The sequence below is a fragment of the Ideonella azotifigens genome (genome assembly GCF_021043325.1).
GTDB classification, from domain to species: Bacteria; Pseudomonadota; Gammaproteobacteria; order Burkholderiales; family Burkholderiaceae_C; genus Ideonella; species Ideonella azotifigens.
Window position 1 is genome coordinate 362,808 of record NZ_JAJNKD010000001.1, and the last position, 24,464, is coordinate 387,271.

Below are 24,464 nucleotides of genomic sequence, written 5' to 3' on the forward strand. Positions count from 1 at the left end.
TCCGAGGGAGAAGCGCAGTTCCGCCCCGGTGGTCGACTAACCTGTCGGCTCAAACTGGAGCGGCGTTGTGACCTTTCCTCATCATCTTTGCCGAACCGCAAGCGTCACCAGGACGCTCAAAGGCTTGGCCAGCGCATTGGTGGTCGGCCTGATCTGCGCTTCTACTGCGTTGGCTGCCCCCACGGGACAGGTGAGCGTGCGTGATGGCCGCGAGTTGCTGCGCGATTGCCGTCCCTGGGTACCTTCGGGCTTGAATTTCTACGGTCGAGTCATTCCCGCAAAATGGAACAGCGACCCCGATACATTGGCTGCTCAGTCTTCGTTTGGCGCCGCCAACATGGAGATGGTGACGCGCATTGCGGGGGATTCGGTCAGGTACGCGGTCGGCATGCCGTTCCTTGATCCCCAGTCACGGCAGTACCAGCCTGACTATCAGGATGAATTGGCTGCTGCCGTGAAGCTGGCCAGGGACCGTGGCCTGACGGTGTTTTTGCTGATGCAATGGCAAGGGCGCACGAAGGTGCACGCGGTGGAAACCATGCCAGGGCCGTCCAGCCTACGGGCATGGCAAGCACTGGCCCCACGCTTCAGCGATGACCTCGGCGTGGTGTTCGAATTGTTCAACGAACCCCAAAGCGTGACTCGGCCGGATTCGGTGGAGTGGGAGCGTTGGCGTCAAGGGCACCAGGCCATCATCGATGCGCTGCGCGCCCAAGGTGCCCAGAACGTGGTCCTGGTCGACGGCATGAATGGTGGTCGCCGTCTCTCGGGGGCGCCTGAGTTGAAGGATCCTTTGCGCCAAGTGATCTATGGCGTACACCCCTACATTCGAGCGGACATGAACAGCGTGCCGGAATGGGATGATTACTTTGGCCGCTTTGCGGACGACCATGTGGTGGTGGCGACCGAGTGGAGCCACTTCGCACGCATGTGCGAAGTGGCGCCTGTTGGTGTTGTGCGGACGCTGCTGGGCTATCTCGAGCACCGCCGCATTGGCGTGCTGGCTTATGGTGCTGAATCTCAGGACAGCCGCTTGTTCAAGAAGACGTCGAATGGCCGCTTCGATTTGACGAGTTTTGACGGCGTTTCCTGCACTTCGCCGGACGCGGGTCCGGGTGAGGATCTTGCCAAAATGTTCGGCCGCTTGTCGCAGTCATGGGCTCATACTGCGCCGGTATCGGCTTCGGCATGTGGCCTCAGCCCTGCCCACAAGGCAGAGCGCTGAGTCTCCGGTGGTTTGGCCGTCTGCAACGCAGGGCTCGCCTACTTTCGAGAGCTTCAGCAAATGTGTTGGATCTGATGCGATGAGGCGGGAAACTGCCGCTGCCGGCCACCTTTCCTGAAACCACCAACGTCATGGTCAATGTGGGGTGCCCTTGTGCATGGTCTCATGCATTTTTCGCATGATTGTGGGTTTCCCTTAGGGCCGCCGGTTTTGCAGGGATAGATTGGGGTGGATGCACTTGGCGTTGGGCCAGGCGCACCCACGCTTCTGTTCCTCACCTGCTGTGTCCATGACCAAGCCTTCCTTGTCCCCCGCCGAACAGGCCCTGCGCGAAGCCGCGCTCGAGTATCACCGCAGCCCGACCCGCGGCAAGATCGCGGTCACGCCGACCAAGGCCCTGCTGAACCAGCGGGACCTGTCGTTGGCTTATTCCCCGGGCGTGGCCTATCCGTGCCTGGCGATTGAGCAAGACCCGTCGCTGGCAGCGGAGTACACCTCGCGCGCCAACCTGGTCGGCGTGGTGACCAACGGCACGGCGGTGCTGGGCCTGGGCAACATCGGGCCGCTGGCCAGCAAGCCGGTGATGGAAGGCAAGGGCTGCCTGTTCAAGAAATTCGCCGGCATCGACGTGTTCGACATTGAACTGGCCGAGAACGACCCGGACAAGCTGGTCGAGATCATTGCCGCGATGGAGCCGACGCTGGGCGGCGTGAACCTGGAAGACATCAAGGCGCCCGAGTGCTTCTATATCGAGAAGAAGCTGCGCGAGCGCATGAACATCCCGGTCTTCCATGACGACCAGCATGGCACCGCCATCATCTCCAGCGCTGCGCTGCTCAACGGGCTGGAACTGGTGGGCAAGCAGATCGGCGAGGTCAAGGTGGCGGTGTCCGGCGCTGGCGCCGCGGCCATTGCCTGCCTGGATGTGATGGTTGGCCTGGGCGTGAAGCGCGAGCACATCTTCGTCTGCGACTCCAAGGGCGTGATCCAGAGCGAGCGCGAGGATGCGCGAAGCGGCAAGCTGGACGAGTCCAAGCAGCGCTACTGCCAGGTCACGCTGGCCCGCACGCTGGGCGACGTGATCGAGGGCGCGGACGTGTTTCTCGGCTGCTCCACCGCCGGCGTGCTGACGGCCGAGATGGTCAAGAAGATGGGCACTCAGCCCATCATCCTGGCGCTGGCCAACCCGGAGCCGGAGATCCGCCCCGAGCTGGCCAAGGCCGCGCGGCCGGACTGCATCATCGCTACCGGCCGGTCGGACTACCCGAACCAGGTCAACAACGTCCTCTGCTTCCCGTACATCTTCCGCGGCGCGCTGGACTGCGGCGCCACGCGCATCACCGAAGAGATGAAGCTGGCCTGCGTGCGCGAGATCGCAGCACTCGCCAAGGCCGAGGCGTCCGACGAAGTGGCGGCGGCCTATGCCGGCAAGGAGCTGAAGTTCGGCCCGGAATACCTGATCCCGACGCCGTTCGACGCGCGGCTGATCCTGCGCATCGCCCCGGCCGTGGCCAAGGCGGCAGAGGCCTCCGGTGTGGCCACCCGGCCGATCACCGACATGGACGCTTACCGCGACGTGCTGAGCCGCTACGTCTACCAGACCGGCATGTTCATGCGCCCGGTGTTCGCCGCGGCCAAGCTGCAGCCGGCGCGCGTGGTCTATGCCGAGGGTGAAGACGAGCGTGTGCTGCGTGCGGTGCAGGCGGTGCTGGACGAAGGCCTGGCCAAGCCCATCCTGATCGGCCGCCCGGCGGTGATCGCGATGCGCATCGAGCGCGCCGGCCTGCGCTTGAAGCCGGGTGTGGACTTCGAGGTAGTGGACCCTGAAGACGACCCGCGCTACCGCGCCTGCTGGGAGGACTATCACAAGCTGATGGGCCGCGACGGCGTGTCGCCCGAGGCGGCCAAGGCGGCGCTGCGCCGCTCCAACACCTTGATCGGCGCGATGCTGCTGCGCCGCGGCGATGCGGACGCGATGCTGTGTGGCCTGGTGGGCCGCTTCGATGGCCACTTCGAACACGTCAAGGCGGTGATTGGGCCGCGGCCCGGCATCACGACGATGGCGACCATGAATGCGCTGATGCTGGATCAGCACACGTTGTTCATCACCGACACCTTCGTCAACGAAGCCCCGTCGGCCGAGGAACTGTGTGACATCGCGTTGATGGCCGCCGAAGAAGTGCAGCGCTTCGGCCTGCCACCCAAACTGGCCTTCCTCAGCCACTCGATGTACGGCTCGTCGACCCGGCCCAGTGCCAAGCGCATGCGTGCCGCGCGCGACCTCTTCGTGCAGCGTGCGCCCGAGATCGAGTGCGATGGCGAGATGCACGGCGACGCCGCGCTGTCGGAAGACATCCGCCAGGCCATCCTGCCCGAGAGCACGCTGAGCGGCAGTGCCAACGTGCTGGTGATGCCCAACCTCGACGCCGCGAACATCCTGTTCAACGTGCTGAAGGTGACCAGCGGCCACAACGTGACGGTCGGCCCGATCCTGCTCGGCGCCGCGGCGCCTGTGCATGTGCTGACGCCTTCGGCCACGATGCGCCGCGTGGTCAACATGACCGCGCTGGCGGTGGCCGACGTGGCTGCGCAGCGCGCCGCAGCGAAGTGAAATGGGCGCGGACCGGCCGCGCGGCGGCGGTCCGCGGCTTCACCGTTTTGCGTTGGTAATTCGCTTGTAACGCCAAGCGCCCGCGGCTGCGGATAATGAGGCCCCCCTCAGGAGACCGCTTCATGTCCCGTGCCACCAAAATCGTCGCCACCCTTGGCCCAGCTTCCAGTGACGCGGAGGTCCTGGAGCGCTTGTTGCAGGCTGGCGTGGACGTGGTGCGGCTGAACTTCAGCCACGGCAAGGCGCAAGACCACATAGACCGTGCGAACCTGGTGCGCCAGTGCGCCGCCAAGGTCGGCAAGACGGTTGCGCTGATGGCCGACCTGCAGGGCCCGAAGATCCGCGTCGGCAAGTTCGAGCAGGGCAAGGTGATGCTGGAGAACGGCATGCCGTTCGTACTGGATGCGGCCCGCACCGAGCCTGGCGACATCGAAGGCGTGGGCCTTGACTACAAGGAACTGCCGCGCGACGTGAAGCCCGGCGACGTGCTGCTGCTCAACGACGGCCTGATCGTGCTGACGGTCGACCGCGTGCAGGGCGACAAGGTCTTCACGCTGGTGAAGATCGGCGGCGAGCTGTCCAACAACAAGGGCATCAACAAGCAGGGCGGCGGCCTGACCGCGCCGGCGCTGACCGGCAAGGACATGGAAGACATCAAGACCGCGATGAGCTTCCAATGCGATTACCTGGCCGTGAGCTTTCCCAAGAATGCCACCGACATGGAAATGGCGCGCCAGCTGGCCAATGTGGCCGGCGAACCGTGGCGCCACAAGCCGGCGATGATCGCCAAGATCGAGCGCAGCGAAGCCATCCCGCACCTGGAAGCCATCCTGAAGGCCAGCGACGGCATCATGGTCGCGCGCGGCGACCTGGCGGTGGAAGTGGGCAACGCGGCGGTGCCGGCGCTGCAAAAACGCATGATCCGCATGGCCCGCGAGATGGACAAGATCGCCATCACGGCCACGCAGATGATGGAGTCGATGATCGTCAACCCGGTGCCCACGCGCGCCGAGGTCAGCGACGTGGCGAACGCCGTGCTGGACGGCACCGACGCGGTGATGCTGAGCGCCGAGACCGCCGCCGGCCGTTATCCGGTGGAAACCGTGGAGCAGATGGCGCAGATCGCGCTGGAAGCCGAGCGCGCCGACGACGTGCGGCTGGACGCCGACTTCACCAACAAGCGCTTCGGCCGCATCGACCAGTCGATTGCGATGGGCGCGCTGTTCACCGCGCACCACCTGGGCTGCAAGGCCATCATCGCGCTGACCGAATCGGGTTCGACGGCGCTGTGGATGAGCCGTTACCGCATCAAGGTGCCGATCTACGGCCTGACCAGCAAGGCCGGCTCGCAGACCCGCATGGCGCTCTACCGCAACGTGCGCCCGATCCTGATGCCCACCCACACCGACCGCGACCAGGCCCTGGCCGAAGCCGAACGCCTGCTGGTGGCACGTGGCGCGCTGAAGCCGGGCGACACCTACGCGATCACCTGCGGCGAGCCGATGGGCCACCCCGGCGGTACGAACATGTTGAAAGTCTGCATGGTCCGCTGATTTCAGCTGGCTTGAACCGCCGCGATCATCGCGGCCACATTTCTGCTCGCGTTGCGGATCTGCAGTTCGACTTGCTGCTGGTCGCGGGCAAAGACGCGGAAGAGTTCGTCGGCGAAACCTTGGCCAATGCGCTCGACACCGCTGAAGTCCAGCTCGGCCTGCTTAAACTGGCCCAGGCGGGCGGCGACGCGGCGGGCCTGCGAGCGGGATTCGAGGGCCACGTGTTCGCCGGTCAGCAGGCGCAGCGGCAGCGTGGTGCGTTCGAAGCCATAGCTTTCGCCGTCCAGGCTGGCCGAGCGCATCACCTGCTCCAGCGTGCGCGAGGTGTCCAGTGCAATCGCCAGATAGACCGCGCTGCCGCTCTGGCGCATGGCCTTGCCCTGCACCCAGTGCGATTCGCGCCACTCTCGGTGTTGGAAAGCGTGCGAATTGGCGTGCAGATCGAACACGTCGGCCAGGCGAGAGGTGAAAAACAGGCCGCGGCCGGTGTGGCGCTGCGGGCTGCTGGTCAGCTTGCCCTTGCTCAGTTCCAGCATCGCGGCGGCCGGGTCTTCGATGTCGAAGCCTTCGCGGATCTTGTCGAACAGGCCGCGGCCGTCGTCCGACACCAGCAACTGGGCATGGTTGTTCGTCTGGCGCAGCGAGATGGCGACCTGCGTGCCTTCGCTGTGGTCAATGGCATTGTTCAGCAGCTCGGTGAAGGCGTGCTGCATCATTTCGCGCACATGGGCGGGCAGCGAGAAATGCGGCGCAAAGTCGCGCGCCCAGGGACGGTCTTCGTCCAGGCCTTGCAGCGGGTAGCGCTGCACGATCTGGCGCATGGGGCCAGCCTCGAACTGCGGCCGGTTGAGCGGGCCGGAGCGCTTCAGCCAGCCCAGTTCGGTCAGCTGGTGCACCAGCCGGCGCGCCTTGGCCAGAGAGCAGCCGGCGCGGGCGGCCACGGCTTGCGCCAGGCCGCTGGGGTGCCGCTGCACCAGCGAGGTGATCCAGGTGGTGGCGGAAGCGAGATCGGTGCGGGCCATGGGACTTCTCCGGCGCACGGGCGCCCTGTGAACATGCTTGAACGAGATTGGGCTCAAGTTTTGCCCGGCCAAGCCGATGGGCAGCGCCGGAAAAGGCGGGGAAAGGCACGGGATTTGCGGCGATATGGCGCAGTTGCCATCGGGCCGCCGCCCAAGAACTGGGGGCTTCGGCACCCGTCAGTGCCCTGCGGTCGTTAGAATTTGGCGAGTTACGGCGTGGTTACGAAGAGTGCAGGACTGCCGCGGGCAGCCTTCTGCCGCCGGCCCGCCCTCAGGATTTTTCACTCTCTCGGAGCAGACCATGCCTCTCGTTTCCATGCGCCAGCTGCTGGACCATGCCGCCGAAAACGGCTACGGCATCCCGGCATTCAACGTCAACAACCTGGAGCAGGTGCAGGCCGTGATGTCGGCCGCGGCCGAAGTCAACGCGCCGGTGATCCTGCAGGCCAGTGCCGGCGCCCGTAAATATGCCGGCGAGCATTTCATCAAGCACCTGATCCAGGCGGCCGTGGAAACCTGGCCGCAAGTCCCGCTGGTGATGCACCAGGACCATGGACAGAGCCCGGCGATCTGCCAGGGTGCGATCGACCTGGGCTTTGGCTCGGTGATGATGGACGGCTCGCTGCGCGAGGACGGCAAGACGCCGGCTTCGTTCGACTACAACGTTGACGTGACGCGCCGCGTGGTCGAGATGGCGCACAAAGTCGGTGTCACGGTCGAGGGTGAGCTGGGCTGCCTGGGCAACCTGGAGACCGGCGACGCTGGCGAGGAGGACGGCATTGGCGCCGACGTGAAGCTGGACCACAGCCAGATGTTGACCGACCCGGAAGAGGCGGCGGTGTTCGTCAAGGCCACGCAGCTGGACGCGCTGGCGATTGCCATCGGCACCAGCCACGGCGCCTACAAGTTCAGCCGCAAGCCCACCGGTGACATCCTGGCCATCAGCCGCGTCAAGGAAATCCACAAGCGCATTCCCAACACCCACCTGGTGATGCACGGTTCCTCCTCCGTCCCGCAGGAGCTGCTGGCGCAGATCAACCAGTACGGCGGCAAGATGAAGGAGACCTTTGGTGTGCCGGTCGAGGAGATCCAGGAGGCCATCAAGTTCGGCGTGCGCAAGATCAACATCGACACCGACATCCGCCTGGCGATGACCGGCGCGGTGCGCAAGTTCCTGGCCGAGAACCCGGACAAGTTCGACGCGCGCGAATGGCTCAAGCCGGCCCGTGAGGCGGCAATGAAGGTCTGCAAGCAGCGCTACCTGGAGTTTGGCTGCGAAGGCCAGGCGGGCAAGATCAAGGCCGTGCCGCTGGTGGAAGTGGCCCGCCGCTACGCGCTGGGCGAACTGGCGCAGACCGTCAACTGACAGGCTTGCGCCGCGGCCTCTCTGTTAGGCTGCATTCGCGAAACCGCCCGCCGGCAGAGCCCATGCCGCGCGGGCGGTTTTACAATCGCCTGTTGTTCACCTGAGATTTTTCATGGACCACGCGCTGCACGAAAGCTCCCTGCATTCCCTTCCTCTGCTGGCCCGTGGCAAGGTGCGAGACAACTATGTGGTCGGCGAGGACCGCATCCTGATGATTGCCTCGGACCGCCTGTCGGCCTTCGACGTCATCATGGCCGAACCGATTCCGGGCAAAGGCGCGCTGCTGACGCAGATGGCGCTGTTCTGGTTCGACAAGCTGGGCCACGTGGTGCCCAACCACCTGACCGGCGACGCGCCGGAGTCGGCGGTTGCGGCCGATGAAGTCGCGCAGGTCAAGGGCCGGGCGATGCTGGTCAAGCGTCTGAAGCCGATCCCGGTTGAGGCCGTGGTGCGCGGCTACCTGGCCGGCTCGGGCTGGAAGGAATACCAGGAAAGCCAGTCGGTCTGCGGCGAAAAGCTGCCGGCTGGCCTGAAAAACGCCTCCAAGCTGCCGCAACCCATCTTCACGCCGGCCACCAAGGCTGAGATGGGCGAGCACGACGAGAACATCTCGTTTGCGCAGATGGAAAAGCAGATCGGCGCCGAGCTGGCGGCCAAGATGCGCGAGGTCGCCATCCGCCTCTACGAGGAGGCTGCCGCCTTTGCGCTGACCAAGGGCATCATCATTGCCGACACCAAGTTCGAGTTCGGCCTGGACGCCGACGGCACGCTGACGCTGATGGATGAGGTGCTGACGCCCGACTCCTCGCGCTACTGGCCGGTCGAGGGCTATCAGGAAGGCATCAACCCGCCCAGCTACGACAAGCAGTTCGTGCGCGACTGGCTGGAGCAGGCCACGGTGGACGGCAAGCCCTGGGGCAAGACCGCACCGGCACCGGCGCTGCCGGCCGAGGTGGTGGCGCACACGGCCGCCAAGTACCGCGAGGCGCTCGAGCGCCTCACCGGCTGAAGCGGGGCGCATTGCAATGGCCTCCCGTCTGATCGAGCGGCTGGACGCGGCGATTGTCAGCGCCGATGACCCGGTCCAGCGTGAATGCCTGAAGGCTGAACGTGCCGGCGCGCTGGCTCGCCACGGCCTGCTGGCCGATGCCCGCTTTGCCCTGGCGGGGCTGCGCACCCAGAGCCAGCGCCGGCGCTCGGCGCGGCTCAGTGCGTGGGTCTGGCTGGTGGACGGGCAGATCGACCACTTCGAGGCGTTGGCGCCCAAGGCCAAGGACAAGTTCCGCCGCAGCCGCGAGCTGGCGATGGAGGCCGGAGACACCGCGATGCAGGCCCTGGCTTCGGCATGGCTGGCCAGCTGCAGCTGGAACGAATCCAGCATGACGCAGATGGCAGGGCAGCTGCTGGAGACGCTGCAACTGGCCGCACCCGACCACCACAGCGCCCGCGCCCGTGCCGGGCTGGTGCTGGCAGACGCCTACCGCTTCGCGGGTGACGACGAGGCCTCGCAGGTCTGGTACCTGAAGGCCCGCACCCATGCCAGCGCCGATGGCGACGGCTCGATGATCAGCGCGCTGCTGCACAACATCTCGGCGATGCGCTCGGCGCGCATCGGGCTTGACGATGCCTTTGGCCACACCGACCTGGACGTGGCCGCCAAGGCCTTGCTGGAAGCCGAGTCCACCGCGAATTACGACTGGGGCGCAGGTGCCGTGGCGCTGACGGCGATGGTGCCGATCCAGCTGCGCGCGCAGTTGCTTGTCGTGCTGGGCCGTTTCGACGAGGCCGTGGCCTTGTTCGATGCCTACCTGGGCCGCGCCCGCAGCGAAGGCATGGCTTACCGCGAGCCCCGTTTCCTGGCCGACCGGGCCTGGTGCCATGTGTGCAGCCAGCGCCTGGCCGAAGGCCTGCGGGATGCGCGCCAGGCCGAGCGCGGCCTGGCCTCGCAGTTCGATGCCGACGATTGGGCGGCGACCCATGCCCGCCTGGCCCGGGTGTTTGGCGCTTGCCAGCTGCCCGACGAAGCGGCGGTGCACCAGGCTCGCGCCGAGGAGTCGCTGGCGCTGCACAAAGTGCACCAGCAGTCGATGCGCGAGACCCTCGCCACGACGCTGCGAGAAGTCATTTGAAGGGCTGATGCACTCGGCAGGCCGAGTGCATCAGCCGGTCAGAACAGCACCATGCTGAGCTTGCGCCGGTACTGGTCCAGCACCGGGTCGGACGAGGTCACGGCGGCCTTGCCGGCGATTTCCAGCGTGCCTTTGGTGGCGGCCTCGGCGGCGGCCTTGGGCGCGGGCTTGGTCATCAACTCCAGGATGGCGACATAGGTCTTGCGCGCCAGGTCCTGGTTCCAGGCCTTGTCGCGCATCAGGATCTCCAGCAGCTCGTCCATGGCCGCGGTCGGCTCGCCGGCGACCAGCAGTTGCTGGGCGCGCTCGAAGCGTGCATCGAAGTCACGCTTGTTCGCCGCGATGGCGGCGTCCAGCTCGGCCCGAGGGCGGGCCTGTGCCATGGCCTCGGCCGCCTTCAGCCAATGCTCTACGGCGGAGAAGCGGGTGTCGGACAACACCTTGGCCGCGGCCGGCTCGAAGGCGTGGCGGGCCTGCGCGATGCGCGCCGGCTCGTCGCCTGCCAGGCTCAGCAGCAGCTTCAGGTAGTCCAGGCGGGCGGTGTCGTTGGCCGGGTCGATGGCAACGGCTTCCTGCAGCTTGGCCAGCACGTCTTGCACGTCGCCACCTTCGGCCATCAGCTGCTCGGCCTCTTCCACTTCGGCCTCGGCAACGAGTTCGTGCTCGGTCGGCACGTGCTTGGCGAGGAACTCGCGGATCTGCGCTTCCGGCAGCGCGCCGACAAAGCCGTCCACCGGCTGGCCCTGCGAGAACATCACGCAGAAGGGGATGGAGCGCACGCCAAAGGCCTGGCTCAGCTGGCCGGCGATCTCGGGCTGTTCGTCGCTGTTGAGCTTGGCCAGCAGGAAGCGGCCTTCGTAGTCGGTCTCCAGCTTTTCCAGCACCGGACTGAGTGACTTGCACGGCCCGCACCAGGGCGCCCAGATGTCCAGCAGGACCGGCTGCTGCATCGAGGCTTCGATCAGCTCGGCCTGGAAATTCTCAATGGTGATGTCGATCATGGTGTTCTTGGAAAAGCTGGCGGAGGGCGCAGACCGGGCGCTGCTTTCAGACGGTTTGACGGTCCTCTTCAGGCCACTGGCGGCAGGGTCGCAAATGAGGCCTCACCGGCTGGAAACAAGCGCAGCCTAAAATCCGTGTTTTGTGTGATCCGGAGTCAGAAGCCTTGATGAACAGCGCCTCGCCCGTGGTTGGCATTGTCATGGGGTCGTCCAGCGACTGGGAAACCATGAAGGCCGCGGCCCAGATTCTCGCCGAGTTCGGCATCGCCCATGAGGCGCGTGTTGTCTCGGCCCACCGCATGCCGGACGAGATGTTCGCCTATGCCGAGGCCGCGCAGGCGCGCGGCCTGCAGGCCATCATCGCCGGTGCCGGCGGTGCGGCCCACCTGCCGGGCATGCTGGCTGCGAAGACGCTGGTGCCGGTGCTCGGCGTGCCGGTCGCCAGCCGCCACCTGCAAGGGGTCGACTCGCTGCATTCCATCGTGCAGATGCCCAAGGGCATTCCGGTCGCGACCTTCGCCATCGGCACCGCCGGTGCAGCGAATGCCGCGCTGTTCGCGGTCGCGATGCTGGCCAACCAGGACGCCGCGCTGCGCGAGCAGCTGGCCGCCTTCCGTGTGCGCCAGACCGAAGTTGCGCGGGCGATGACCCAGGACCTGCAATGACCCAGCCGCGAGCCGATCGGCCTCTGTTGCCTGGGGCCACGCTGGGCGTGATGGGCGGCGGCCAGCTGGGCCGCATGTTCGTGCACGCTGCCCAGGCCCTGGGCTACCGCACAGCAGTGCTGGACCCGGACCCGGACAGCCCGGCCGGGCTGGTTTCGCACCGCCACATCCAGGCCGACTACCTGGACCCGGTCGGGCTGGCGCTGCTGGCCGATGTGGCCGACGCGGTGACGACTGAATTCGAGAACGTGCCTGCCCAGTCGCTGCGGGTGCTGGCCGAGCGCCGGCCGGTGGCGCCCGCGGGTGACGCGGTGGCAATTTGCCAGGACCGTGCCGACGAGAAGGCCCATTTCAGCCGTGCGGGCGTGCCCTGCGCGCCGCATGCGGTCATCCGCACCGAAGCCGACCTGGCGGCAGTACCGGCCGGCCTGCTGCCCGGCATCCTGAAGACCGCGCGCATGGGCTACGACGGCAAGGGGCAGGCCCGCGTGAACGATGCGGCCGAGCTGGCGGCTGCCTGGCAGCGCCTGGGCCGCGTGGCCTGCGTGCTGGAGCAGCGGCTGCCGCTGCTGCGCGAGCTGAGCGTGATCGTCGCGCGTGGCGCCGATGGCCAACTGGTGAACTTCCCGGTGCAGCAGAACCTGCACCGCGACGGCATTCTGGCCGTGACCGAAGTGCCCGCGCCGGACGTCTCGCCGCAACTGGCGCAGCAGGCGGTGCAGTGCGCTGCGGCGATCGCCGCCGAGCTGGGCTACGTCGGCGTGCTGTGCGTCGAATTTTTCGTGCTGGCCGACGACGATGGCGGCGAGCCGCGGCTGGTCGCCAACGAAATGGCACCGCGGCCGCACAACTCCGGCCATTACACGCTGAACGCCTGCGACATTTCGCAGTTCGAGTTGCAGGTGCGCGCGATGACCGGCCTGCCGCTGGCGCCGCCGCGGCTGCATTCCTGCTGCGTGATGCTGAACCTGCTGGGCGACCTGTGGTTGCGCGACGGCGGCAGCACGCAGGTGACGCCGCCCTGGGAGCAGGTGCTGGCCTTGCCCGGTGCCCACCTGCACCTGTACGGCAAGGCCGATGCCCGGCCCGGCCGCAAGATGGGCCACCTGACGCTGACCGGCCCCAACGCCGAGGCCGCGCGCGACACCGCGCTGCGGGCCGCCGCGCTGCTGGGCCTGCCCGGGTTCTGAGCCCCGCGCCGAGATGAGCATTCTCCAGGGCCGTGAGCCGGCCGCGATCAGGCTGGCCGCCGAACGCCTGGCCGCCGGCGAACTGGTGGCGCTGCCGACCGAAACTGTTTATGGCCTGGGGGCGCGTGCCGACGACCCGGCCGCGGTGGCGCGCATCTTCGCCGCCAAGGGCCGACCCAGCGACCATCCGCTGATCGTGCACGTGCCCGACGTGGCTTCGGCGCAGGCCTTCGCCGCGTCATGGCCGGCCAGTGCCCAGCGTCTGACCCATGCCTTCTGGCCCGGCCCGGTGACAGTCATCGTGCCTCGGCGGGCTGGCCTGGCCGAAGCCGCTGCGGGTGGGCAGGACAGCATCGGGCTGCGCTGCCCTGCGCATCCGGTCGCGTTGGCGGTGTTGAAGGCTGCCGCCGCGCTGGGCGTGCCCGGCGTGGCAGCGCCCAGTGCCAATGGCTTCGGCCGCGTCAGCCCGACCAGCGCTGCACACGTGGCCGGCGAATTTGGCGACGGCCTGCTGGTGCTGGACGGCGGCGACTGTGAGGTCGGCATCGAGTCGACCATCGTCGACTGCACCCGCGCCAGGCCGGTGCTGCTGCGCCCGGGCCGCCTGACGCGGGCCGAGCTGGAAGCCGTGCTCGGCGAGCCGCTGCTGGCACCGGATGCGGCCGCTCCGCGTGCGTCCGGCACGCTGGAAGCCCATTACGCGCCACGGGCCAAGGTCAGGGTGATGGACGCAGCCCAGTTGCAGGCCGCATTGCAGTTGCTGGGTGCAGGCGAGCCGCAGGGCCGTCCGCTGGCAGCGGTATATTCCCGCACGGTGCGGCCGGCCGACCGGCGCATGCCTTACCGGGCCATGCCGCAGGACGCGGCGGCCGCGGCCCATGAATTGTTTGCGGCACTGCGCGCGCTCGATGCGCTGGGCGTGCCGCTGATCTGGATCGAAACCCCGCCTGCCGACGCCGCCTGGGAGGGCGTGCGAGACCGGCTGCAACGGGCCGCAGCCGCCTGAGTGGCCTGCGCCGCCCCACCTCGAATTGAATGACACTGGAGCCATGATGACGTTTTTGTTTCCCGCCCGCCAACTGCTGCGTGGCCTGGGTGCCGCGCTGCTGTCGGCCGGCCTGCTGGCCGCCTGCGGTGGCAGCACTTCTCGTGTGGACGAGTTCCGTCCGGCGCGCCTGATCGTGCTGGGCGACGAGATCAGTGCGCTGGTGGACCGCGACAACAATGGCAACGGCTACAACTTCGCGATGAACGGTTTGAACACCGGCGACACGACCAACGGCACCATCGCCTGCAATCTCACCGTTCAGGAAATCTGGGTACAGCGATTGGCTGCCCAGTTCGGACTTGCCTTCAAGGAATGCAATCCCAGTGCGCTGAGTGAAGATCAGCTTCAGGCCTACATGCTGGCCCACTATGGCGCCACGGTTCGCACGCTGGAACCGCAGGTCGATGCCTTCCAGGCCAACATCGTGCACGACCCTCTGAACAACAAGGACCTGATCACGGTGCTGGTCGGCGTCAACGACATTGTCGAGATCTTCAAGGACAACCTGAACTTCAGCGCCGAAGGCGAGAAGGTCGCCGAAGCCCAGAACCGCGGCGCGCAGGTCGGTGCGCTGGTGAACAAGCTGGCCGGCCTGGGGCCGCGGGTGCTGGTGAGCCAGATCTTCGACGTGGGCCTGAGTCCCTGGGCGCTGTCGCAGGGCTCGGCCGAGGCGAAGACCATGACCAGCATGAGCGAGGCCTTCAATACCGGCCTGCGTTTGGCGCTGATCAACGATGGCACCAAGATCGGCCTGCTGTCGCTGAACGACATCGTCGCCAACCTGGACCGCTACGGCGGCTACAACACCTCGGACCTGGCCTGCAACGAGGACCATGTCGAGACCATCAACGGGGTGGATGCCGACGCCGATGGCTACCTGGACGGCGGCGATGCGCTGGGCACTTGCACAACGGCGACCGTGACCTCCGACACCGCAGCGACCAAGAACCTGTGGGCCGATGGCCTGCGGCTGATCGCTCCGTTGGCACAGGCACAGCTCGGCAACGCCGCCATTTCGCGCGCCGTGAACAACCCGTTCTGATCGGGCCTTGCCTGAGCTCGCAAGTGCCGCCTTCAGGGCGGCGTTTGTCTTTCAGCGCTTCGCATCGTCAATCGCCCATTGCGCCAGTGCATCCAGCACCGGCCGCCCGGCGCCTGCCAGCGGGTGGTTGAGGATGGCCACCACCACGTAGCGCCGGCCGCTGTTGGACAGCACAAAGCCGGCGACGGCGTTCACGTCGCGCAGCGAGCCGGTCTTCAGGTGGGCGCGGCCCAGCGTGGTGACAGAGCGGCGCAGCGTGCCGTCCATGCCGCTGACCGGCAGCGACGAAATCAGCTCCGGCATCACCGGGCTTTGCCAGGCCTGGGCCAGCAACTGGGCCAGGGCCTGGGCGCTGACCCGGCTGTCGCGTGACAGCCCGGAGCCATTGGCCACCACGACTTCGCGTTGCGCCGCGTCGCCCAGCCGCGCCTGCAGCCAGCGCTGCAGCAGCGCGCGGGCATCTTCCGGCCGCGAGCCGCTCAGGTTGGCGTCGGCCCGGGTAGCACCGGGCAGGCTGAGGAACAGCTGCTCAGCCATCACGTTGTTGCTGAACTTGTTGATGTCGCGCACCACCTCGGCCAGCGGCGGCGAGCGTTGCTCCCAGGCCGGCTTCAGCCCTGCGGGCACCGCGCCGTCCAGCACCTTGCCGCCCAGCCGGCCGCCCAACTCGAACCAGGTCTGCGCCAGCAGCCGCGCGTTGAAGCTGGCCGGGTCGCTGTAGGCGACGGGCCAGGGCTGTTCGCCGCAGCTGGCCGGGTAGCGGCCGGTCAGCCGCACCTTGCCGGGGTCGCTCCAGTCCGGCTTCAGCGCCGTGCGCCAGTCCTCGCAAGGGCCGGCTGCCAGCGGCACGCTGGTGTCGGCCGCCACGCCGGCCAGCAGCGGCTCCATGCTGACGCTGGCGATGCCGCGCGCCGGGTCAGGCCGCAGCGTCAGCGTGAAGGCCTTCAGATTCAGCAGCAGTGGGTCGGGCCGGACGTTGTAGGGGCGGGCGGATTCGCCATCGAAATCAGCTGGCGAGCTGGCCGGCAGGCTCCAGGCGCCGCGGTCCAGCACGATGTCGCCGCGAATCTCGCGCACGCCGAGCTGCTGCAGATGGCGCAGCATCAGCCACACGCGCTCTATCACCAGCGTCGGGTCACCGCTGCCACGCAGGTACAGCGAGCCTTCGAGCACGCCGTCGCGCACCGGGCCACCGAAGTAGACCGGGGTGCTCCAGGTCCATGCAGGGCCCAGCAGGTCCAGTGCGGCGAAGGTGGTCAGCAGCTTGAAGACCGAGGCCGGGTTGACCGGCTGGGCCTCGTTCCAGCGCAGCAGCGGCACGCCGGGCTCTGGCCCGTTGCGCACCTCCTGCACGACGGCGGACAGCGCGCTGTCGGGCAGCTTGGCGCGCTGCAGCGCGGCTTGCACGCCGGCCGGCAAGGCCTGGACCTCCGCGCCTTGGGCGACCGGCGCCAGCGCCGCGATCAGCAGCGCCGCCAGGGCAGTCCTGCGCCGGTGGCGAGGGAGTGGGAAATGCATGCGGAAATGATCGCACGGCTACACTTCCGCGATGCGCGTTGCTTCGTCTTCTCCTTCGTCCGGTCCGTCAGCGCGCGGCCCGCAAACCCCATGAATCTGCTGGCGCTGGACACCGCCACCGAGCAGATGGCCGTGGCGCTGTGCCATGGCGATCTGGTCCTGACGCGCAACGAAATCGGTGGCGCGGCGGCCTCAGCCACGCTGATCCCGCTGGTGCTGTCGCTGCTGGCCAAGGCCGGTTTGACGATAACCGAGCTCGACGCGATTGCCTGTGGCCAGGGTCCCGGCGCCTTCACCGGCTTGCGCACGGCGGTCTCGGTCACCCAAGGCCTGGCCTTTGGCGCAGGCAAACCCGCGCTGTGCATCGACAGCCTGCTGATCGTCGCCGAGGACGCCCGCAGCCAGGGCGCTGCCACTGCGCGCGAAATCCTCTGGGTCGCGATGGATGCGCGCATGGACGAGGTCTACGCCGCCGCCTACCAGCACGATGGCCGGCGCTGGGCCACGCTGCATGCGCCTGCGCTGCATGACCTCGAAACCTTGCAGCTGCGCTGGGCCGCCCAGCCGCCGCGCCATGTTGCCGGGAACGCGATGCAGGCCTTCGGCGAACGCCTGCCGCTGCCCGCAGGTGCGCAAAGCTGGCCTCAGCAGGTCGACCGGGCTGCCGCGCTGTTGCGGCTGGCCTGCGCGGCGTGGGCCGAGGGTGCGGCGGTGCCGCCCGAGCAGGCCCTGCCGGTCTATGTGCGCGACAAGGTGGCGCTGACCACGGCCGAGCGCGAAGCCTTGAAGGCCAGCCAGGCATGAGCGCACGTCCGCAGGCGACCGAACCCTGCGGCGTGGCGCCCTGGCCCGCGCTGGGCGGGCTGGCGCTGCGCGCGATGACCCTGGCCGACCTGGACCTGGTCTGCCACCTGGAGCAGCAGGCCTACAGCTTCCCATGGAGCCGTGGCAATTTCACCGACTCGCTGGCCGCGGGTTATGCCGCCTGGCTGCTGATCGAACCACCAGCGTCCGGCACCCGCCGCGCCGAGCGCCAGCCCGGCTGCCTGGGCTATTACGTCGCCATGCCTGGCGTCGAGGAAGCGCACTTGCTCAACATCACCGTCGCACCTGCGGCACAAGGCCGGGGCCATGCGCGGCGACTGCTGGCGCACCTGGCCGCGCAGGCTTGGGGCCAAGGCGCGCAAACGCTGTGGCTGGAAGTGCGCGACAGCAACCAACGCGCGCGCCGGCTCTATGCCTTCAGCGGCTTCACCGAAGTCGGCCGCCGCAAGGCCTATTACCCGGCAGGACAGGGCTTGCGGGAAGACGCGGTGGTGATGCGTGCCGCGCTGCAGTCGCCCGGCCTGCTGCCAGCCCAGCTCGGTGGTGCTGAGGATTCACATGACCTGGTCTGAACGCCAGCAGGCGCTGCTGCGCGGCATGGGCCTGAAGGTCTGGGCGCCGCCGCCTGCTGCAGAACTGTTGCTGGACACGCCGCCAGCCCCAGCACCAGCCCCGGCGCTGCCGCCCGCCGAGGTGATTGAGCGGCCGGCGCCCGTCGCGCAAGTGCAGGCAGCTCCCTCCGCCTCTTCACCTGTGGCTCGGCCCGCGACGCCAGCGCCTGTGGCCTTGCCGCGCAGCGACAGCCCCGTCGCCAACATGGACTGGCCGGCGTTGCGCGAAGCGGTGGCTGGTTGCATCGCCTGCAGTCTGTGCGAAAGCCGCACGCAGACGGTCTTCGGCGTCGGCCATCCGAACGCGCACTGGATGATCGTCGGTGAGGCGCCGGGCGAGCAGGAAGACCGGCAGGGCGAGCCTTTTGTCGGCGCGGCCGGTCAGTTGCTGGACCAGATGCTGAAGGCCGTGGGCCTGACCCGCCAGGACGGCGAGGCGGCGCAGCAGGTCTTCATTGCCAACACGCTGAAATGCCGGCCGCCGCGCAACCGCAATCCGCTGCCCGAAGAGCTCGCGCAGTGTTCGCCCTTCCTGTCGCGCCAGATCGCGCTGGTGCAGCCCAAGCTGATCCTGGCCATGGGCCGCTTCGCGATCCAGCAGTTGCTGGGCACCGATGAATCGGTCGGCAAGCTGCGCGGCAAGGTGCACCAGCATGCCGGCGTACCGGTCATCGTCACCTACCATCCGGCCTACCTGCTGCGCCAGCTGACCGAGAAGGCCAAGACCTGGGAAGACCTGTGCCTGGCGATGTCGGTTTACCGCCGGCAGTTGACCAGCACCCAGGCTGGCACCTAGGGCTTTTTCACCTTCACCGGCCGGGTCCAGTTCGGCAGGCTGAGCTGCTTGGCGCGGGACACGGTGAGCTGGTTTTCCGGGGTGTTCTTGCTGATCGTGGAGCCGCCGCCAATCGTGCCGCCGGCGCCCAGCGTGATGGGCGCGATCAGCACGCAGTTCGAGCCCACGTGCACATCGTCGCCAATCACCGTGCGGTGCTTGTTCGCGCCGTCGTAGTTGGCGGTGATGCTGCCGGCGCCATAGTTCACGCGTGCGCCCACGGTCGCGTCGCCCAGGTAGGCCAGGTGGTTGGCCTTGGCGCCGTCGGCCAGCGTCGAATTCTTCACTTCGACGAAGTTGCCGATGTGCACTTCGCGGCCCAGCACCGCACCCGGCCGCAGCCGCGCAAACGGGCCGATCAGCGAACCTTCGCCCACGGTCACGCCATCGGCTTCGCCGTCGATGTGGGTGAACGGGCGGATCTGCGCGCCGGCGGCGATGGTCGCGTTGCGGATCACGCAGTTCGCACCGACCTGCACGCCGTCACCCAGCGTCACCGAGCCTTCGAAGATGCAGTTCACATCGATTTCCACGTCCTGCCCGCAGCTCAGCAGGCCGCGCTGGTCGAAGCGCGCCGGGTCGGCCAGGCGAACGCCGGCTTCCATCTGCGCTTCCGCGTGGCGGCGCTGCAGCCGGCGCTCCAGTTCGGCCAGTTGCAAAGGGCTGTTGACGCCCAGCACCTCGGTCTCGTCGGCCGGCTGTGCGCTGACCACTGGCACGCCCTCGGAGACGGCCATCGCGACGATGTCGGTCAGGTAGAACTCCTGCTGCGCGTTGTCGTTCTTCAGCGCGGCCACCCAGCGCTTCAGCGCCGCGGTGGGCGCCGCCATCATGCCGGTGTAGACCTCGCGGATCTGGCGCTGCGCGTCGCTCGCATCCTTGTGCTCGACGATGGCGAGGATCTGCTGACCATCGGCACTGCGCACGATGCGACCGTAGCCGGTCGCGTCGGCCAGCGTCACCGTCAGCAGCGCCAGCTTCGTTTCGGCACAGGCCTCGGCCAGCGCCCTCGCGGTGGCCGGGCGGATCAGCGGCACGTCGCCATTGAGGATCAGCGTGGTGCCGGCTGTGTCGTCCAGTGCCGGCACCGCCTGCTGCACCGCATGGCCGGTGCCCAACTGCGGCATCTGGCGCACGCAGCGCACGTCAGCGCCGACCGTGGCCTCGACCGCCTCGGCGCCGTGGCCTGTGACCAGCACCGTGCGCTGCGCCTGCAACTCGGCGCTGCTGCGCAGCACATGCTGCAGCAAGGGCAGGCCGGCCAACTTGTGCAGCACCTTGGGCAGCGCGGAGCGCATGCGGGTGCCTTTGCCCGCGGCCATGATCACGACGTTCAGGTTCATGCCGCGATTATCGGCGGCGCAGAAAGCGAAACGGCACCCGAGGGTGCCGTTGGCTGCGGTGTCTGAGGTGTCAGCCTGGCAAGCCGGCGGTCACGTCATGCGGTTCGCTCTGCACCGCCGGGAAGCCCTTCAGCGCAGCGCTGAACATCGCCGTGAAGATGGCGGTGCCGCCCTGCGTGGTGCCGTCGCTCGATGCGCGCGCCTCGTACAGCGCCTCGCCGCTGCTGCGGTCGCGGATCAGCACGGCCACCTCGCGGCTGTAGCCAGGGTTGCGCAGCGCGTAGTCGCGCCAGAACGGGCCGGCCCAGGGCGTGCCGACCCAGCGCGGGCCCCAGGGGCGCACCCACAGCGGGTCGTCCCAGGGCGAACGGTCCTGGCGGTCGAAGCGGGCGCCGATCTGCACCAGCACGTCGGCCTGGGTGCCGGGCGCGGCGGGCACGAAGCCGGCGGCGGTCAGCCCCGGCAGTGCCATCTGCTCGACGGCATCCTGGTCCTTGGCATGCGCCTGCTGCGAGGGCAGCCGGTCGAAGGCGAAGCTGCCGGGCTGGCGCTCGGCCGGCCAGGTGCCGAAAGTGGTGACCTGGCTGGTCAGCATGTTCCAGCCGGCACAGCCGGCCAGCGTGACGGCGGCCAAGGCTGCCGCGGTGGCACCCAGCACGCGGCGGCGGTTGGAAGTGGAAGTTCTGGAAACTGCTTGCACGGTGATCTCCTCGAAATTGGCGCTGCAAAGCTTCAGCGCCCCGTAATCTGGCTAACGAACCAGCCGTGCGCCGTGCTGACAGACGCCCAGGCCGTGCGCGCAGTCAGGACAGCGACACGACAGCGAGGCTCAGGCCAGGTCCAGCTTGATGGTTTGTACCGCAATGCCGCTGCCGCCGGATGTGCCGCCGCAGTCCTCGTCCTCGTCGAAGGCCTTGTCGCCTTGCGGGTCCGGCGTGCCGGTGGCGCGCATGCTGGCAAACGGGAACAGCTTGCGGTCCATCAGGTGCGACAGCGAGATGTTGCCCATCGCGGTGAACATGTTGTCGATGCGGCCGGGGTACTGCTTGTCCCAGTCGCGAATCATCTGCTTGATTTGCACGCGCTGCAGGTTGTCCTGGCTGCCGCACAGGCTGCACGGGATGATGGGGAATGCGCGGTGCACGGCCCACTTCTCCAGGTCGGTCTCGGCCACGTAGGCCAGCGGGCGGATCACCACGTGCTCGCCGTTGTCGCTCACCAGCTTGGGCGGCATGCCCTTCAGGCGCGAGCCGAAGAACATGTTCATCAGCATCGTCACCACCATGTCGTCGCGGTGGTGGCCCAGCGCAATCTTCGTGGCCCCCAGCTCCTTCGCCACGCGGTACAGGATGCCGCGGCGCAGCCGCGAGCACAGGCTGCACATGGTCTTGCCCTCGGGAATCAGGTTGGTGACGATGGAATAGGTGTCCTGCTCCTCGATGTGGAAGTCCACGCCGCGGCTTTTCAGGTAGGTGGGCAGCACGTCTTCCGGGAAGCCGGGCTGCTTCTGGTCCAGGTTCACCGCAACGATGCTGAACTTGATCGGCGCACGCTGCTGCATGTTCAGCAGGATGTCCAGCATGGCGTAGCTGTCCTTGCCGCCGGACAGGCAGACCATGACCTTGTCGCCGTCCTCGATCATGTTGAAGTCGGCAATCGCCTGGCCGACCTGGCGGTGCAGGCGCTTGCTCAGTTTGTTGGCTTCGAAGGCGGCCTTCTTGGCCTTCTTGTTGGCCTCGGCCGCTTCTGCCGTCTCGGCGGCAAAAGCTTCGGCGGCGCGCAGGGCCTGGGTGTCAGCGGAAGCGTTCATGGCAGCTCAATCCTTCAGGCCGAAGACTTCGACGCCCACCGCATCGCAGTCCGGGTAGACATCGGGCTTCTCGGTCGAGACCCGCGCGGCGCGCACGCTGGGGTGGGCGAGCATCAGCGCCAGCACCTCGTCGCACAAGGTCTCCTGCAGATGGATGTGGCCCAGCGAAACCCGCTGCGCGATGCTGCGGCGCATGAAGTCGTAGTCCAGCACCTCGTGCAGTTCGTCGTCCTTGGGCGTGGACATGGCCAGCGGCACGAACAGCTCGATGTTGAACAGCACCCGCTGCTCGCCCTTCTTCTCGAAGTCGTGCACGCCGATGTTGATCCACACCTCGTAGTTGCGCAGGAACAGCCGGCGGCAATCGGCCAGGCGCGGATGAAGCAGGGCAGTGGTCGACATGGCGATCAGCTTTGCGAAGAAGAAAGGGGAAGGGCGGCGGTGGCGCCCTGGGCCCGCGCCAGGAACAGCACGTCACGCGGCTGTGCGCTCAGGTGCTGGCCACCGTCCACAAGCAGCGTCGTACCGGTGATGGCGGGTGACTCGATCAGGAACAGCACCGCGCGGGCAATGTCGGCCGGGCTGGACGAGCGCTGCAGCGGCGTCATGCGGCTGGCCTGGGCCAGCTCGGCCTCGGTCATCGGGCCCGACAGCAGCGTGACGCCAGGCGCCACGCCGACCACCCGCACGCGCGGCGCCAGCGCCTGGGCCAGCAGGACCGTGGCCTCGCGCAGCGCGGCCTTGCTCAGCGTGTACGAGAAATAGTCCGGGTTCGGGTTCCAGAGCTTCTGGTCCAGCAGGTTGACCACGCAGCCCGTCGCGGCGGTTTCGGTCGCTGCGCGCTCGTTCACATGCGCGGCCAGTGCCTGCGCCAGCAGCACCGGCGCGGCGGTGTTCGCGGCCCAGTGGCTTGCCATCAGCGCGGTACTGGCCGTGGTGGCATCGTCGTATTCGAACAGCGAAGCGTTGTTGACCACCGCGTCCAGCCGGCCCAGGCGGGCCACCGCGTCCGGCACCAGCGCCCTGCATTCGGCCTCGTCCGCCAGCTCGGCCTGCAGCACGGTCACCTGCGCACCCAGCGCCCGCAGTTCGGCTGCAGTCACCTCGGCCTCGTCACCCCACTGCCGACAGTGCAGCGCCAGGTCGTGTCCGTGGCGCGCCAGGTGCAGCGCGATCTCGCGGCCAATGCGCCGCGCGCCGCCGGTGACCAGCGAAACCGGGCGCACGCCAGCGGGCAGTGAGGCAGCAAGGGAGGAGGGCGAAGCCATGGAACCTACAATCTCGCGATGCGAAAAAGCCAACCCGACAGTGTATCGGTGCCGCCAGCACAGCGGCCGGGTGAGGCCTTGCCCGGCACGGCGTCTGCCGACTTGCTGACGCTGATCGCCCAGGCCATCGCGGCCAATGGCGGCTGGCTGCCGTTTGACCGCTACATGGCCATGGCCTTGTACCAGCCCGGCCTGGGCTATTACGCCAACAGCAGCCGCAAGTTCGGCCTGATGCCGCAAAGCGGCAGCGACTTTGTCACCGCCCCGGAGTTGACGCCGCTGTTCGGCCGAGCGCTGGCCGTGCAGGTCGCGCAGGCCTTGCGCGAGAGCGGCACGACGGAAGTCTTCGAATTCGGCGCCGGCTCCGGCGCGCTGGCCGAGCAGTTGATCAGCGCGCTGGACGCGCTGGACCAGCCGCTGACGCGCTACACCATCATCGACCTCAGCGGCACGCTGCGCGAGCGTCAGGCCCTGCGCCTCGCCCGCTTTGGCGAGCGGGTCTCATGGGCCAGCGAATGGCCGGCCGCGATGCAAGGCGTGGTGGTCGGCAACGAGGTGCTGGACGCGATGCCGGTGCAATTGCTGGTGCGCCAGCCCGAAGGTGGCTGGCACGAGCGCGGCGTGGCGCTGGGCGCAGCCGGCCAGCTCCTGTTCGCCGACCGGCCCAGCGAGCTGACGATCCCTTTCATCGACGTGGAAGGCGGCGCCGTGCTGCCCGGCATGGTCACCGAAATCCACCCGCAGGCCGAGGCCTTCATGCGCAGCCTGGCCGAGCACCTGCAGCGCGGCGCGGCGTTTTTCCTGGACTACGGCTTCCCCGAGGCCGAGTACTACCACCTGCAGCGCCACCAGGGCACGCTCATCGCCCACCGCCTGCACCAGGTCGACCACGACCCGCTGGGCGACCCGGGCGAGAAGGACCTGACCGCGCACGTCAACTTCACAGGCATCGCGCTGGCCGGCCAGCAAGCCGGACTGGACGTGATCGGCTACACCAGCCAGGCGCATTTCCTCTTCAACTGCGGCATCGCCGAGATGATGGCCGGCGCCGAGCTGCGCGAACGTGCCATGGGCCAGAAGCTGGTCACCGAACACGAGATGGGCGAGCTGTTCAAGGTCATCGCCTTCGCCACCGCCGGCCTGCAGTTCAACCCGCTGGGCTTCGCCCACGGCGACCGCATGCACCGGCTATGAGCCAGGGAACCCCATGCGCTGGCTGATTGTCCTGCTGCTGATCTGCCTGATCTTCAACCGCGCCGGCGACTGGCTGCAGAAACTCGGCCTTGGCCGCCTGCCCGGCGACGTCCGCTTTCGCGTCTTCGGCCGGCAAATTTTCCTGCCGTTTGCGAGTTGCATCCTGCTCAGCCTGGTGGCGTCGGGTGTGATGATGGTGTTGTGACGG

General features: G+C 67.8%; 23 protein-coding genes. 15 read left to right on the forward strand and 8 right to left on the reverse strand.

What is annotated here, in order from left to right:
- Positions 1 to 124 precede the first annotated feature (124 nt).
- The 3 genes from LRH25_RS01630 (at position 125) to pyk (ending at position 5,389) form a co-directional block, all read left to right on the forward strand.
- A complete protein-coding gene (locus tag LRH25_RS01630; protein ID WP_141285817.1) occupies positions 125 to 1,225 on the forward strand; it encodes a cellulase family glycosylhydrolase in 1,101 nt (366 codons plus the stop codon).
- Between the two features lie 289 nt (positions 1,226 to 1,514).
- A complete protein-coding gene (locus tag LRH25_RS01635; RefSeq protein WP_141285819.1) occupies positions 1,515 to 3,836 on the forward strand; it encodes an NADP-dependent malic enzyme in 2,322 nt (773 codons plus the stop codon).
- A 122-nt stretch (positions 3,837 to 3,958) separates the two neighbouring features.
- The gene (gene pyk, locus LRH25_RS01640; protein ID WP_141285821.1) at positions 3,959 to 5,389 is read left to right on the forward strand and encodes a pyruvate kinase; all 1,431 of its coding nucleotides are present in this window, start codon (positions 3,959 to 3,961) and stop codon (positions 5,387 to 5,389) included.
- Positions 5,390 to 5,391: 2 nt separating this feature from the next.
- Here the strand turns inward: pyk and LRH25_RS01645 are convergent, their stop codons facing one another.
- Positions 5,392 to 6,411 (reverse strand): STAS-like domain-containing protein, encoded by a 1,020-nt coding sequence (locus tag LRH25_RS01645; protein ID WP_141285823.1) that lies wholly within the window; start codon positions 6,409 to 6,411, stop codon positions 5,392 to 5,394.
- Between the two features lie 301 nt (positions 6,412 to 6,712).
- On the opposite strand from LRH25_RS01645, the gene fba reads away from it, so the two are divergent.
- From fba to LRH25_RS01660, 3 genes are all read left to right on the forward strand, one after another.
- Entirely contained in the window at positions 6,713 to 7,777 is a 1,065-nt protein-coding gene (gene fba / locus LRH25_RS01650; RefSeq protein WP_141285826.1) for a class II fructose-bisphosphate aldolase, read from the forward strand.
- A gap of 112 nt (positions 7,778 to 7,889) precedes the next feature.
- Entirely contained in the window at positions 7,890 to 8,786 is an 897-nt protein-coding gene (locus tag LRH25_RS01655) for a phosphoribosylaminoimidazolesuccinocarboxamide synthase (RefSeq protein WP_141285828.1), read from the forward strand.
- Between the two features lie 16 nt (positions 8,787 to 8,802).
- Positions 8,803 to 9,906, forward strand: a complete 1,104-nt coding sequence (locus tag LRH25_RS01660) for a hypothetical protein (RefSeq protein ID WP_141285830.1) — start codon at positions 8,803 to 8,805, stop codon at positions 9,904 to 9,906.
- A 38-nt stretch (positions 9,907 to 9,944) separates the two neighbouring features.
- Here the strand turns inward: LRH25_RS01660 and LRH25_RS01665 are convergent, their stop codons facing one another.
- Positions 9,945 to 10,907 carry a tetratricopeptide repeat protein gene (locus tag LRH25_RS01665; protein WP_141285832.1) on the reverse strand — a complete coding sequence of 321 codons (963 nt, stop codon included), beginning with the start codon at positions 10,905 to 10,907 and terminating at the stop codon, positions 9,945 to 9,947.
- Between the two features lie 167 nt (positions 10,908 to 11,074).
- Here LRH25_RS01665 and purE point away from each other — a divergent pair, with 167 nt between their 5' ends.
- The 4 genes from purE to LRH25_RS01685 are packed head-to-tail and all read left to right on the forward strand — an operon-like array spanning position 11,075 to position 14,852.
- Entirely contained in the window at positions 11,075 to 11,572 is a 498-nt protein-coding gene (gene purE, locus LRH25_RS01670) for a 5-(carboxyamino)imidazole ribonucleotide mutase (RefSeq protein ID WP_141285834.1), read from the forward strand.
- Positions 11,569 to 12,762, forward strand: a complete 1,194-nt coding sequence (locus LRH25_RS01675) for a 5-(carboxyamino)imidazole ribonucleotide synthase (RefSeq protein ID WP_231010059.1) — start codon at positions 11,569 to 11,571, stop codon at positions 12,760 to 12,762. Before purE ends, LRH25_RS01675 begins: the two co-directional genes overlap by 4 nt.
- Positions 12,763 to 12,775: 13 nt before the next feature.
- Positions 12,776 to 13,768, forward strand: coding sequence for an L-threonylcarbamoyladenylate synthase (locus tag LRH25_RS01680; RefSeq protein ID WP_231010060.1), 993 nt, complete (start codon positions 12,776 to 12,778; stop codon positions 13,766 to 13,768).
- Positions 13,769 to 13,814: 46 nt separating this feature from the next.
- Complete coding sequence (locus tag LRH25_RS01685) at positions 13,815 to 14,852, forward strand: SGNH/GDSL hydrolase family protein (protein ID WP_141291691.1); 1,038 nt, start codon at positions 13,815 to 13,817, stop codon at positions 14,850 to 14,852.
- A gap of 51 nt (positions 14,853 to 14,903) precedes the next feature.
- On the opposite strand, the gene dacB is transcribed toward LRH25_RS01685, so the two are convergent.
- Positions 14,904 to 16,370: a D-alanyl-D-alanine carboxypeptidase/D-alanyl-D-alanine endopeptidase gene (dacB, locus tag LRH25_RS01690; protein WP_231010061.1), complete on the reverse strand. Its 1,467-nt coding sequence runs from the start codon at positions 16,368 to 16,370 to the stop codon at positions 14,904 to 14,906.
- A gap of 90 nt (positions 16,371 to 16,460) precedes the next feature.
- Between dacB and tsaB the strand changes: the two genes are divergently transcribed.
- The 3 genes from tsaB to LRH25_RS01705 are packed head-to-tail and all read left to right on the forward strand — an operon-like array spanning position 16,461 to position 18,602.
- Entirely contained in the window at positions 16,461 to 17,174 is a 714-nt protein-coding gene (gene tsaB, locus LRH25_RS01695) for a tRNA (adenosine(37)-N6)-threonylcarbamoyltransferase complex dimerization subunit type 1 TsaB (protein ID WP_231010062.1), read from the forward strand.
- Positions 17,171 to 17,767, forward strand: coding sequence for a ribosomal protein S18-alanine N-acetyltransferase (rimI, locus tag LRH25_RS01700; RefSeq protein ID WP_211361583.1), 597 nt, complete (start codon positions 17,171 to 17,173; stop codon positions 17,765 to 17,767). The genes tsaB and rimI overlap by 4 nt, the downstream gene beginning before the upstream one ends.
- A complete protein-coding gene (locus LRH25_RS01705) occupies positions 17,754 to 18,602 on the forward strand; it encodes a uracil-DNA glycosylase (protein WP_141290598.1) in 849 nt (282 codons plus the stop codon). The genes rimI and LRH25_RS01705 overlap by 14 nt, the downstream gene beginning before the upstream one ends.
- On the opposite strand, the gene glmU is transcribed toward LRH25_RS01705, so the two are convergent.
- The 5 genes from glmU to LRH25_RS01730 all read right to left on the reverse strand — a co-directional run bounded on the left by glmU (position 18,599) and on the right by LRH25_RS01730 (position 23,062).
- Entirely contained in the window at positions 18,599 to 19,984 is a 1,386-nt protein-coding gene (gene glmU, locus LRH25_RS01710) for a bifunctional UDP-N-acetylglucosamine diphosphorylase/glucosamine-1-phosphate N-acetyltransferase GlmU (RefSeq protein WP_141290600.1), read from the reverse strand. The genes LRH25_RS01705 and glmU overlap by 4 nt on opposite strands.
- Before the next feature lie 70 nt (positions 19,985 to 20,054).
- Positions 20,055 to 20,684 carry a DUF4136 domain-containing protein gene (locus LRH25_RS01715; RefSeq protein ID WP_231010063.1) on the reverse strand — a complete coding sequence of 210 codons (630 nt, stop codon included), beginning with the start codon at positions 20,682 to 20,684 and terminating at the stop codon, positions 20,055 to 20,057.
- A gap of 129 nt (positions 20,685 to 20,813) precedes the next feature.
- On the reverse strand, positions 20,814 to 21,794 hold the full coding sequence (ttcA, locus tag LRH25_RS01720; protein WP_141291537.1) for a tRNA 2-thiocytidine(32) synthetase TtcA: 981 nt from the start codon (positions 21,792 to 21,794) through the stop codon (positions 20,814 to 20,816).
- A gap of 6 nt (positions 21,795 to 21,800) precedes the next feature.
- On the reverse strand, positions 21,801 to 22,196 hold the full coding sequence (locus LRH25_RS01725) for a dihydroneopterin aldolase (protein ID WP_141291536.1): 396 nt from the start codon (positions 22,194 to 22,196) through the stop codon (positions 21,801 to 21,803).
- A 5-nt stretch (positions 22,197 to 22,201) separates the two neighbouring features.
- Positions 22,202 to 23,062: an SDR family oxidoreductase gene (locus tag LRH25_RS01730; protein ID WP_231010064.1), complete on the reverse strand. Its 861-nt coding sequence runs from the start codon at positions 23,060 to 23,062 to the stop codon at positions 22,202 to 22,204.
- An 18-nt stretch (positions 23,063 to 23,080) separates the two neighbouring features.
- On the opposite strand from LRH25_RS01730, the gene LRH25_RS01735 reads away from it, so the two are divergent.
- Complete coding sequence (locus LRH25_RS01735; protein ID WP_141289125.1) at positions 23,081 to 24,256, forward strand: class I SAM-dependent methyltransferase; 1,176 nt, start codon at positions 23,081 to 23,083, stop codon at positions 24,254 to 24,256.
- 13 nt (positions 24,257 to 24,269) lie between these two features.
- Entirely contained in the window at positions 24,270 to 24,461 is a 192-nt protein-coding gene (locus tag LRH25_RS01740) for a DUF2905 domain-containing protein (protein WP_141289127.1), read from the forward strand.
- Positions 24,462 to 24,464 lie beyond the last annotated feature (3 nt).